The 10,987-nt window shown below is 64.8% G+C and carries 9 protein-coding genes; 6 read left to right on the plus strand and 3 right to left on the minus strand.

Annotation, left to right across the window (positions count from 1 at the left end):
* The first annotated feature begins 235 nt into the window (after window positions 1-235).
* The 5 genes from QP803_RS08610 to QP803_RS08630 all read left to right on the plus strand — a co-directional run bounded on the left by QP803_RS08610 (window position 236) and on the right by QP803_RS08630 (window position 6,368).
* Complete coding sequence (locus QP803_RS08610) at window positions 236-1,681, plus strand: TolC family outer membrane protein (RefSeq protein WP_284947355.1); 1,446 nt, start codon at window positions 236-238, stop codon at window positions 1,679-1,681.
* Between the two features lie 67 nt (window positions 1,682-1,748).
* Window positions 1,749-2,453 (plus strand): DUF2497 domain-containing protein, encoded by a 705-nt coding sequence (locus QP803_RS08615; protein ID WP_284947356.1) that lies wholly within the window; start codon window positions 1,749-1,751, stop codon window positions 2,451-2,453.
* A gap of 277 nt (window positions 2,454-2,730) precedes the next feature.
* On the plus strand, window positions 2,731-5,424 hold the full coding sequence (locus tag QP803_RS08620; RefSeq protein ID WP_284947357.1) for a valine--tRNA ligase: 2,694 nt from the start codon (window positions 2,731-2,733) through the stop codon (window positions 5,422-5,424).
* A gap of 104 nt (window positions 5,425-5,528) precedes the next feature.
* Window positions 5,529-5,864: a hypothetical protein gene (locus QP803_RS08625; protein ID WP_284947358.1), complete on the plus strand. Its 336-nt coding sequence runs from the start codon at window positions 5,529-5,531 to the stop codon at window positions 5,862-5,864.
* Between the two features lie 99 nt (window positions 5,865-5,963).
* Window positions 5,964-6,368 (plus strand): OmpA family protein, encoded by a 405-nt coding sequence (locus QP803_RS08630; protein ID WP_284947359.1) that lies wholly within the window; start codon window positions 5,964-5,966, stop codon window positions 6,366-6,368.
* 16 nt (window positions 6,369-6,384) lie between these two features.
* Here the strand turns inward: QP803_RS08630 and QP803_RS08635 are convergent, their stop codons facing one another.
* From QP803_RS08635 to QP803_RS08645, 3 genes are all read right to left on the minus strand, one after another.
* Window positions 6,385-6,723: a hypothetical protein gene (locus tag QP803_RS08635; protein ID WP_284947360.1), complete on the minus strand. Its 339-nt coding sequence runs from the start codon at window positions 6,721-6,723 to the stop codon at window positions 6,385-6,387.
* On the minus strand, window positions 6,723-7,466 hold the full coding sequence (pdeM, locus tag QP803_RS08640) for a ligase-associated DNA damage response endonuclease PdeM (RefSeq protein ID WP_284947361.1): 744 nt from the start codon (window positions 7,464-7,466) through the stop codon (window positions 6,723-6,725). Before pdeM ends, QP803_RS08635 begins: the two co-directional genes overlap by 1 nt.
* A gap of 103 nt (window positions 7,467-7,569) precedes the next feature.
* Complete coding sequence (locus QP803_RS08645; RefSeq protein ID WP_284947362.1) at window positions 7,570-10,077, minus strand: ligase-associated DNA damage response DEXH box helicase; 2,508 nt, start codon at window positions 10,075-10,077, stop codon at window positions 7,570-7,572.
* A 231-nt stretch (window positions 10,078-10,308) separates the two neighbouring features.
* On the opposite strand from QP803_RS08645, the gene QP803_RS08650 reads away from it, so the two are divergent.
* Window positions 10,309-10,977: a hypothetical protein gene (locus QP803_RS08650; RefSeq protein ID WP_284947363.1), complete on the plus strand. Its 669-nt coding sequence runs from the start codon at window positions 10,309-10,311 to the stop codon at window positions 10,975-10,977.
* Window positions 10,978-10,987 lie beyond the last annotated feature (10 nt).

A 10,987-nucleotide genomic window follows, 5' to 3' on the forward strand; every position in this document is an offset into this window, starting at 1 on the left:
CCAGTTGGTGCCCGTCTCTGCAGGTCGGTGCCGTCAAAGCATTGGCCTTCGGCCCTGTTTATGTGGCAAATGCCGAAAGGCCGCCTATTCAGACTAACGGCCGGCGGATCAATCCCAGACAGCCGGGACGGCTGCGGGAAGGTTCATCGGCCGGGCTCTGCCTAACCGAACTCTCGGTCAAGAGTGTGCGGGTCTTCGTATAGCGCGAAGGGCTGTGAAGATTGGAATGGGATAGATGATTTCACGCACAGGCATTCTGGTCGGATTGGGTCTTCTCGCAGCGGCAGCGGCAGCGGCGGCGCCTGCTTCGGCGCAGACCCTCAATGATGCGCTGGCGCAAGCCTATGCAAATAACCCGACCCTGCAGGCCGAACGGGCCAACCTGCGGGCCACCGATGAGTATGTTCCTGCCGCGCTGGCGGGGTGGCGGCCCCAGGTGGCCCTGAACGGCAGCGCCGGCTACACGTCTGGCAACACGACGACCGGCTCGTCCCTGACAGGGACCAATGAAACCGTCTCCGCGAGCCGCGACCTTGCCCAGGTCGAGGCGACGGTGACGGAAACGCTCTATAATGGCGGTAAAACCAAGGCGACGACCGCGCAAGCCAAGGACCGTGTTCGGGCCGAGCGGGCCAACTTGATCAATATCGAGCAGCAGGTTTTCTCCAGCGTCGTCACCGCCTATGTCACCGTCATTCAAAACCAGCAGCTTCTGGCGCTTGCCATCAACAACGCGCAGGTCCTGAAGGAGCAGCTCAAGGCGACGCAGGATCGTTTCAGCGTCGGCGAAATTACCCGCACGGACGTGGCCCAGAGCGAAAGCTCGCTGGCGCAGGCTGAAGCGGAGGTCCAGACCGCGAAAGGCAACCTAGAGACTGCGCGCGCGACCTATGAGCAAGTCGTCGGCTCGCCGCCTGGCAGGCTGACGCCGCCGCAGCCCTTGGCGCTGCCAGTGAACAGCCGACAAGAAGCGGCCTTGCAGGCGGCCGCGAACAACCCTGCGGTTATCCAGGCGAAGTTCGTGCAGTCCGAGGCGTCCGACTCTGTCGATGTTGCCTGGAGCGCGCTGATGCCCAAGTTGCAGCTTGAGGGCATCGGGTACGATCAGATCAACCAGTCTGAATCCAACTACACGACCACTGGCGCCGAGGTTGTGGCAACCCTGTCGGTGCCGATCTATCAGGGCGGTTCAGAATACGCCGGCATTCGCCAGGCGGTGCAGCAGCGTGAGCAGGCCCGCCAGCAGGTCGATATTCAGCGCCGGACGGCCGTGCAGACGGCCGAATCCAACTGGGAAAGCTTGGTCGCGACGCGGGCGACCATCACCAGCACGCGCGCGGAAATCGCCGCCAACGAAATTGCGCTGGACGGCACCGAGCGGGAGGCGATCGTCGGCAGCCGCACGACGCTCGATGTCCTGAACGCCCAACAATTGCTGCTGCAATCCCAGGTCACGCTGGTCCAGAACCTCGCGAACCTGGTGACGGCGTCCTATAACGTCGCAGGGGCAATCGGTCGTTTCACCGCACGCGATATCGGCCTGCATGTGCCGCTGTATGACGACAATGCCTATTACCGGGCAGTGAAGGACAGTTGGTTCGGCACAGGCGATCCGACGTCGAATACCGTTGGCAATCCGAATGGCAGCCCGGCCGACAATCTCCGCAACGACAACCACTGATGCGCATGTTCACGCCCCGGTTCGCATGACAGACGATCAACGCGAAAAACCCGAGGGGGAGCAGTCCATGGACGACATTCTTGCGTCGATCCGGCGGATCATGCTCGACGAGCAGGCGAGACTTCAGACCGGCGCGCCCGCCGCTGAACACGCCGCCGCGGAACCTGATGCCGTCGAAGAGACGGAGCAGCCGAACGTCTTGATGCTGGATTCCTCGATGATCATCGAGGAATTGCCGCCAGCCCCCACCGTCAGCGCATTGGAGCCTGTGACCTTGCTCAATGAATTGTCGCGTCCACCCGAGGCTTTGCCGGATGCACCGGTGATCGTGGAACATGGGCCCGCGCCGATCGAACCGCCTCATCACCTGCTTCAAATCTCGACCGAAGCCCTGCCGCCGGAACCGGCGTCAGACGATGTGCCGTCGCCCCCTGTCGAACAGGTGGTCTGGGCGCAGGAAGACGTGACGGTGGCCGGGGGTGCTGGGTCCGCGCCGACGATGCAGGATCTGTTCTCGGTCCAGTCGATCGAAGCCCTGGTCGCACCAGCGGCGGCAGCGGCAGCGGCGGCTTCCGTGGAGGCATTGCTGAGGGAATTGCGGCAGGAGCGCGCTGAGTTGGTGCAGCAGCAGGCTCCGACGATCGAGGCAGTCGTGCGCTCCGAAATCCGGCCGCTTCTGAAAAGCTGGCTCGACGAGCATCTGCCCACGTTGGTCGAGCGTCTGGTGCGGGCCGAGATCGAACGTCTGGTCGGCGGCCGCTCCGGGCGGTAGGGCCTGCCGCTCGGCAGATTGCGCCGCAACCATTATCATACCGCTATCCATCCAACACCGTCACCCGCGGACTTGATCCGCGGGCCCATGGGCGCCCATGGATCCCCCGATCAAGTCGGGGGATGACGACGGGAATTGGGAGGTGATGCGAAGTGGGATGTTTGACCAAATCGATGCGGCCCTCATGCGTGCCCCCCGGTCCAAACTGCCACGCGTGAAAACCAGCCTCGCTTCGCGCCCTCTTTCAGGCCTGCTGTCTGTCGGCTAGTGCATATCGATGCTCGAAAAATCATTCTCGCCGGCCGAGGCCGAAGCACGGCTCTATACGATCTGGGAAGAAAGCGGCGCGTTCAGCGCCGATCCTGCGGCTGCGGCCGAACCCTTCACCATCATGATCCCGCCGCCCAATGTCACGGGCAGCCTTCATATGGGCCATGCGCTCACCTTCACGGTGCAAGACGCGCTGATCCGCTTCCGCCGGATGCAGGGGCGCGACACGCTGTGGCAGCCCGGCACCGACCATGCCGGCATCGCGACGCAGATGGTGGTCGAGCGGCTGCTCGGCGCCGAAGGCACGACCCGGCAGGCCCAGGGGCGTGACGCGTTCCTGGAGCGCGTCTGGCAATGGAAGGCGGAATCGGGCGGGTCCATCACCCGCCAGCTGCGCCGGCTCGGCGCCTCGCTCGATTGGCCACGCGAACGCTTTACGATGGACGAGGGCCTCAACCGTGCCGTGCGACGCGTCTTTGTCAGCATGCATGCCGAGGGGCTAATTTATCGCGACCGGCGCCTAGTGAACTGGGACCCGAAGTTCCAATCCGCGGTTTCCGACCTCGAAGTCGAAAATCGCGAAATGGACGGTAGCCTTTGGTATCTTCGTTATCCGATCGACGGCCTGGACGGACGCAGCATCACGGTCGCGACGACACGGCCCGAGACGCTGCCGGGGGACGTGGCGGTCGCGGTCAATCCCGCAGACGAGCGCTACAAGGACCTGATCGGCCGCTTCGCGATCCTGCCTCTGGTGGGGCGGCGCATCCCCATCGTGGCGGATGAGTATTCGGATCCCGAAAAAGGCACCGGTGCGGTGAAGATCACGCCCGCGCATGACTTCAACGATTTCCAGGTCGGCGCGCGGCACAATCTGCCAATGCCCTCCATCCTCGATCGCCGCGCCGCCTTCATGATCGAGGAGATCGAAGACGAGCTGGTGATGGTGCCCGGTATCGCCGATCCCGCCTTCCTGCGCAGTCTTGTGGGGGAAGACCGCGTGCCGCTGCGCGCCGCCATCGTCGCGGAATTGGAACGGCTGGAATTGCTGGTTCAGGTCGAGCGTCACCGCAATCAGGTGCCGCATGGCGATCGCTCCGGCGTGCCGATCGAGCCGCTGCTGACCACGCAATGGTTTTGCAACGCCGCCGAACTCGCCAAGCCCGCCATCGCGGCGGTGGAGGAGGGGCGCACGGTCTTCGTTCCCAAGCAGTGGGAGAATACCTTCTTCGCCTGGATGCGTGACATTCAGCCCTGGTGCATCAGCCGCCAGCTTTGGTGGGGGCATCGCATTCCGGCCTGGTACGGGCCCGATGGGCATGTCTTCGTCGCCGAGGACGAGGCGGTTGCCCGCGTTCAGGCCCTCAATCATTACGGCCGGGAGGAGATCCTGGCGCAGGACGAGGATGTGCTGGACACTTGGTTCAGTTCCGGCCTCTGGCCCTTTTCGACGCTTGGCTGGCCGGAAGAGACCGCGGAACTCGCGCGCTACTATCCGTCCGACGTGCTCGTCACCGCCTTCGACATCATCTTCTTCTGGGTGGCCCGGATGATGATGATGGGCCTGCATGTCATGAAGGATGTGCCGTTCCGCACCGTCTATATCCACGGCCTGGTGCGTGACGAGCGCGGCCAGAAGATGTCCAAGTCCAAGGGCAATGTCATCGATCCGCTGGACCTGATCGACCAATTCGGCACCGATGCGCTGCGCTTCGCGATTTGCGCACTGACCGGGCCGGGGCGGGATGTGAAGCTCGGCGCGGCGGCGGTGGAGAGCCAAAGATCCTTCGTCACCAAGCTGTGGAACGCCGCGCGCTTCTGCGAAATGAACGCCGTGCATCCGGTTCCGGGTTTTGACCCCGCAACCGTCAAGCTCCCCCTGTCGCGCTGGATCATCGCCAGCGCCAACCAAGCCGTTATGGATGCGACAACGGCGCTGGATGCCTATCGCCTGAACGATTATGCCGCCGCCTGCTACCGCTTCACCTGGAACAGTTTCTGCGACTGGTTCCTGGAATTCGCGAAACCCGTGTTCGCACAAGGCGAGTCCGAGGACGCGGCCGAGGTACGTGCCGTCGCGGCGCATGTGCTGGGCACAATTCTGCGCATGCTGCATCCCGCCATGCCCTTCGTCACTGAGGAGTTGTGGGGCGCCTTCGGCTTCGGCGCCGAAGGCACGCTCATTCGCGCGCCGTGGCCGGTGCCGGTTGCGGTGCCGGAGGCTGAGGCCGCGCGCGCGGAACTCGACTGGGTGGTCGGCCTGATCACCGAAGTGCGCGGCGTGCGCTCCGAAATGCGGGTGCCGCCATCGGTGCTCGCGCCGATTTTGCTGCGCGATGCCGATGACATCGCACTCGGGCGCGCCGACCGCTGGATCGACGCCATCCGTCGCCTGGCACGTGCCTCCGAGGTCCGGGCGCTGACGGGTGATGTGCCAAAGGGTTCCGCTCAAGCGGTGCTCGGGCCGATCACCATCGTGCTGCCGCTGGCCGAACTCATCGATCTCTCGGCGGAGCGTGCGCGGTTGGAGAAGGATCGCGCCAAGGCTTTGGACGAGGCCCGGAAGGTTGCCGGCAAGCTCGCCAATGAAAGCTTCGTCTCGCGCGCCAAGCCCGAGGTCGTGGAGGAAAACCGCGAACGTCTGGCAGCCTTCGAGGCGGAGGCATCGCGTTTGGAGGCGGCGATCGGCCGCCTTGGGTGACAGCGCGGCTGACATCGTTTTGTAACAGCGTCGCCGCTTTTTTGCCGCGTCGGAATGGCGTTGTTGCGTGGTCGAAGGTTCAACGCGACCTAGGAGAATCTATCATGAAGCGTCGAGGTTTGATCGGCCGTTTGGGCCTTCTCAGCCTAGCCGGCATCGCGGCCGCCGGTGGCATGCTGGCGACAACATCCGCGCCCGCTCAGGCGCAGCAATATCCCTACCCGCCGCTGCCGCCGCCGCGGTTCGAGCGGATGCCTCCGCCGCCGCCGGCCGGGCCACGCATGGTCTGGCAGCCGGGTCATTGGCGGTGGGACGGTTACCACTATGCGTGGTTTGCCGGCCACTACGTCGCCTGGGGTCCGCACTATGCCCATTTCGTTCCGGGTCACTGGGGTCGGCGCGACGATCGGTGGGTTTGGATTCCGCAGCACTGGCAATAAGGGGCTGACGGTGTGACCGCGTCACTCAGCTTTGATTGACGCGGTAGCCGCCCTCATTTAGAGCCAGCACATCTTCGTAACCTTCTGTAGGTATTGAAAATGCGCTGGCTCGTCGGGCTTCCTCTGGTCTTTTCGCTCGGCGCCTGCGCCTTGATCATGCCCAAGTCGGCGGGGCAGGGCTTTCCGGTGTTCTTCGACCCCACCTCGGCGGCCATCACCAATGGCGCGCTCGGCACGATCGATGCGGCGGCGAAATTTGCCAATGCGCATGCCGATGAGCCGGTCATCCTGTCGGCCTATATGGCGCCTGCGGGCCATCACTATGTCGAAGTCCCTGGCATCGACACGCAACGCGGCGAGGCCGTGACCGCGCGACTCGTAGCCGATGGCGTCGATCCCGCGCGCATTTCCATCAAGCCGAACGGCGCGGTTCAGCCGGACGTGCCGATGTCCAAGATCGAAGTCCGCCGCGTGGACATCATCGTCGGCGTGCCCGCCCGCTGAGCCATTGCGCTGAGGCTCACGCCTTCCAGACCGTCATCACCAATCCGCCTGCGATGATGAGGGCGCCGCCCACGATGACCGGCATCGTGGGCGCGACGCCGAACACCACACCATTGATGATCTGGGCGACGAGAAAGAACAGCGTCACGTAAATGCCCAGCAGCCGCCCGAAATCCCAGGGCGGCAGATTGACCGTGACGCCATAGGCGAGAAGCACCAAGCCGCCGACCGCGATCAACCCGAGTCGCAGGGCCGGGGTGTACGCGCCGTGCAACCCGCGCCGGACGATGGCGTCTCCGCCCGCTTCCAGCACCGCTGCGCCAAGCAGAACCAGAAATGCGAGCCAGGGTCGCATTAAGCGGCCACGCGTGAGCGGGCGAGCTGGAAATGGTACAAGCGGTCTTTGCCCAGCAGAAAAATACGTCCACCACGGGGGAAGAGGCCGGCGATGGCTTTATCCGCCACGTCTAAGCCGCCCGTGTAGCTCCCAAAGGCCGGCATGATGAGACGGCGATGCCCGTCCGTCACAAAGCACGGTCGAGTGACACTGGCGCCCCGCACCGGCACTGTCGCCTTGGGGTGATGGTGGCCGCAGATTTCGGCGTCGTTGCTGGTCGCTCGCGCCTCATGCCGGAAGGTCAGCGGCAGATCGGCGAACTCCTCCGCGACCTCGCCCGGCAGATCGGCCGGCAAATGGGGGTCGTGATTGCCCAGGACCCAGAGGAAATTGACCGTCTTGGCCATAGTGGCGAGGCGCGCGCGGTCTGCCGTCTGGAGGCGATCGGCGCCGCCGCAATCATGAAAGCTATCGCCCAGCGCGAGCACCGTTTTGGGCGAATAATGCCGCAGGAGCAGGGCCATGCGGTCGAGCGTGGTGCGGCTGTCATAGGGCGGCAGCAGCCTGCCACGACTGGCGGCGGCGGAGCCTTTTTCCAGATGAAGATCCGCGAGGATCAGCATGTTCCGCGCCGGCCAATAGGCGGCGCCAGACGGGTCTAGCATCAGGCGCTCACCGGCGAGGTGAAGCGGCGCGGCGTTGGTCAATTGAACACCCCGACACCCCTTACCGTCATCCACGGGCTTGACCCGTGGATCCATGGGCGCCCATGGATCCGCGCATCGAGTGCGCAGATGACGACAGAACGAGTAGGTCTTGAAGACGTCATCGGGAGCGGAAAACCTCAGTGGAAAACTTCATATCTCAGGTCAACTTCGGGTCTGATCGTGATGTTCGTGCAAGCACGTTCTCAGGATGTTCCTCCCCCGTCGCTTCGCTGACAAGAGCCTCCGCCTCGGCGAGAAGATCCTCCACGCCCATGCCCTGAACCTGCTCGCGTCCGATTTCCAGCAGAACGGGCACCGCGAGGGGCGACACCCGGTCGAGCCGCACTTGCCGCACCCGGCCGCGCACCCGCTGCAGCATGCCCGACAGTCGGCCGAGATCGGTCAAGCCGCCCGCCGCATCCGCCCAGGTCGCGCGCAGCAGAATATGGTCCGGCTGGTGGCGACGCAGCACGTCGTAAATCAGGTCGCTGTTCACCGTCACCTGGCGCCGGTTGCGCTCGGCCCCCGGCATCTGCCGGTCGATCAGCCCGCCGATGACCGCGACATTGCGAAATGTGCGGCGAAGCATGGAGCTTTCGGCCATCCAGGATTCGAGATCGTCGCCCAGCATGTCTTCGTGGAACAGCGCGTCCATGTCATGCGGCTCATGCGCGGACCAGACGGCGATGACGTAATCGGTCGCGACATAGCCCAGCGGACCCATGCCGAGCCGCTCCATCCGCCGGGTCAGCAACATGCCAAGGGTCTGGTGTGCGTTGCGGCCCTCAAAGCAATAGGCGACCAGAAACCAACGCCCGCCGCGTGGAAAGGTCTCGACCATCAGGTCATCCTCACCGGGCAGGGAAGACCGCGCCTGCTGGATCGCGAGCCATTCGCGCACCGGGCCCGGAAAGGCCGGCCATTGTGCGGGGTCGTGCAGCATGGCGCGGACACGGGCGGCGAGGCCCGTCGTCAAAGGCAGGCGCGCGCCGGCATAGGTCGGCACCTTCGGCGTACCGGATCCGCCATCCGCGACCTCTGCCGTCATTTCCCGCAAGCGCATGAAGCGTAAAAGCCGGCCGGCGAAGATGAAGGTGTCGCCCGGCGTCAGGCTGCTGACGAACCATTCCTCGACCTCGCCCAGCATCGGCCCGCGCCCGAGGCGCAGCTTGATCATCGGCGCTTCGACGATGGTGCCGATATTCATGCGGTATTGCCGGGCGACGCGGGCGTTACGGACATGGACCAATCCCTCGGCGTCGCGGAACAGTTTTCGATAACGCTCATAGGCTTGCAGGGCGTAGCCGCCATCTTCCACGAAGCTCAAAACCGCCGTGAACGTTTCGCGATCGAGCGTCGCATAGGGCGCGGCGGAGGTGACTTCCGCAAAGGCGTCATCGGGGTGAAACGGCCCGGCACAGGCGAGGCCCAATAGGTGCTGCGCCAAGACATCCAGGCCGCCAGGCCGGGGCGCGTCGCCGTCCAGCTCGCGGGCCGCAACGCCCTGGCGCGCCGCTTCGCATTCCAGCACCTCGAAGCGATTGGCGGGCACCAGGATGGCGACGCTGGTTTCATCCATGCGGTGATTGGCGCGGCCGACGCGCTGCAGCAGGCGGGACACGCCCTTGGGCGCGCCGACCTGGATGACCTGATCGACACCGCCCCAATCGATGCCGAGATCGAGGGAGGAGGTGGCAATGACGGCACGCAGGCTGCCCGCTGCCATCGCGGCCTCGACCTTGCGGCGCTGCGCGATGTCCAGGCTGCCGTGATGGATGGCGATCGGCAGCGTGTCCTCATTGATGCGCCAGATGTCCTGGAACAGCAGCTCGGCCTGGGCGCGGGTATTGACGAAAATGATGGTGAGGCCGGCGGCTTTCACCTTTTCTAGGATGTCGGGCGCGGAGGCGAGGCCCATATGCCCGCCCCAGGGCAGATGGCCCTGCGGCAGCATGATGGTGAGGTCGGGCGGGGACGGATCGGCGACCTCGATCAACCGCAAGTCGTCGCGCATTTCGCTGCCGGAGACATAGGTTGCCAGCGCCTCCTTGTGGGCGACGGTGGCGGACAGGCCGATCCGCCGGGCTTGCGGCGCCAGGCGGGACAGGCGCGCAAGGCCTAACGCGAGCAGATCGCCGCGCTTGGTGCCCGCCAGGGCATGAACCTCATCGATGATGACGGAGCGGAGGTTGCGGAACATATCGGACGCGCCGTCGAGCGACAGCAGCAGAGCGAGGCTCTCCGGCGTCGTCAGCAGGATATCGGGCGGCATCTCCCGCTGCCGGGCGCGACGGTTCTGCGGCGTGTCCCCGGTCCGCGTCTCGATGCGGATGGGGAGTGCCATCTCCTCCACCGGCTCGGTCAGGTTTCGGGCGATATCGGTCGCAAGCGCCTTCAGCGGGCTGAGATAGAGGGTATGGACGCCCGGCAGCGGCGCGTCAGCCGCTAAAGGCGGCCGCTCGGACAGTTCGATCAGGCTCGGCAGGAAACCTGCCAGCGTCTTGCCGCCACCGGTGGGCGCGATGAGCAGGACGTGATGGCCAGCCTGTACCTCCGCCAGCACATCGCGCTGATGGCGTCGCACCGACCAGCCACGCGCCGCGAACCACGCTGAAAAGCGCGCGGGAATGGGCGTCGCTTGGGGAGGGAGGCGGCGTCGGCTCATGGCAATGAGAACATAGCGCGAATTCTTTTGAACCCAAGGGCGGTGATGAACCAGGGACAACTCTATCCACAAGCACGTGGGGCGGAGAGCGTTCGCAGCCTGTGGATGAATGGGGATAAGGGCACTTCCGTCATACTGACGTCTATATTACGTTTTATAACGCACACGCGTTACCGCTTGCACGCCCAAAGAAGCCGCCGTAAGACGGATGTAACGCAGGAAAACCGCACGATGGCGCGCAGTCGAAGCCCCAATTACCCGCAGATTGGCCTCAAGGAGGCGTTGCAGCGCGTCTCAAGCGTTTACAAGCGCGATTACCAGAGCACGCTGACGCGTGATCTTGCGGCCGAGCGGCTGGGCTATTCCGGCCTCAACGGCAAGTCGCTCGCGGTGCTGGCGGCGCTTGGAAAGTTTGGATTGCTGGAGGGCAGGGGCGAGGACACCCGCGTTTCGGACCTCGCCGTGCGCATTCTGGCCTTTCCAGCGGGCGCACCGGAGCGTGTGGCGGCGCTGCGGGAGGCCGCATCCCGCCCGGAATTGTTCGGCGAGTTGGACCAGCGGTTCGCGAGCGGCCAGGCGAGTGATGGCTCCATCCGCGCCTGGCTGGTGACGCGGGGCTTCATTCCCCCGGCCGCCGAGGCGGCTGTGCGCGCCTATCGGGAAACGAAGCAGCTTCTGGAGGCTGAAATAGGGTCCGAGCCGCCACCCTTCTCCGCGCCTGTCGCGGTCTCCTCGCCGAAACCGGATGGCGGCACGCGCCGGGCGGTATTTGGCCTCGCCGAGGGTGAGGTGGTGATAACCGCGCCGGTCTTTCTCTCGGCCGAAAGCGTCAACGACCTGCGGGATTTCCTCGACGTCTTCATGAAGCGGGCGTTGCGGGAGGCGGGGCTTCCGACGTAAGCGCCGCGAT

The sequence above is a fragment of the Acidisoma sp. PAMC 29798 genome, from assembly GCF_030252425.1.
Lineage (GTDB): Bacteria > Pseudomonadota > Alphaproteobacteria > Acetobacterales > Acetobacteraceae > Acidisoma > Acidisoma cladoniae.

What these genes read in the sequence shown, in the direction of transcription:
- QP803_RS08645 (WP_284947362.1), bottom strand. Translation starts at nt 10,077, where the DNA reads ATGAGCCGACGCCGCCTCCCTCCCCAAGCGACGCCCATTCCCGCGCGC.
- QP803_RS08625 (WP_284947358.1), top strand. Translation starts at nt 5,529, where the DNA reads ATGAAGCGTCGAGGTTTGATCGGCCGTTTGGGCCTTCTCAGCCTAGCC.
- QP803_RS08615 (WP_284947356.1), top strand. Translation starts at nt 1,749, where the DNA reads ATGGACGACATTCTTGCGTCGATCCGGCGGATCATGCTCGACGAGCAG.
- QP803_RS08650 (WP_284947363.1), top strand. Translation starts at nt 10,309, where the DNA reads ATGGCGCGCAGTCGAAGCCCCAATTACCCGCAGATTGGCCTCAAGGAG.
- QP803_RS08630 (WP_284947359.1), top strand. Translation starts at nt 5,964, where the DNA reads ATGCGCTGGCTCGTCGGGCTTCCTCTGGTCTTTTCGCTCGGCGCCTGC.
- QP803_RS08620 (WP_284947357.1), top strand. Translation starts at nt 2,731, where the DNA reads ATGCTCGAAAAATCATTCTCGCCGGCCGAGGCCGAAGCACGGCTCTAT.
- QP803_RS08635 (WP_284947360.1), bottom strand. Translation starts at nt 6,723, where the DNA reads ATGCGACCCTGGCTCGCATTTCTGGTTCTGCTTGGCGCAGCGGTGCTG.
- QP803_RS08610 (WP_284947355.1), top strand. Translation starts at nt 236, where the DNA reads ATGATTTCACGCACAGGCATTCTGGTCGGATTGGGTCTTCTCGCAGCG.
- pdeM (WP_284947361.1), bottom strand. Translation starts at nt 7,466, where the DNA reads ATGGATCCACGGGTCAAGCCCGTGGATGACGGTAAGGGGTGTCGGGGT.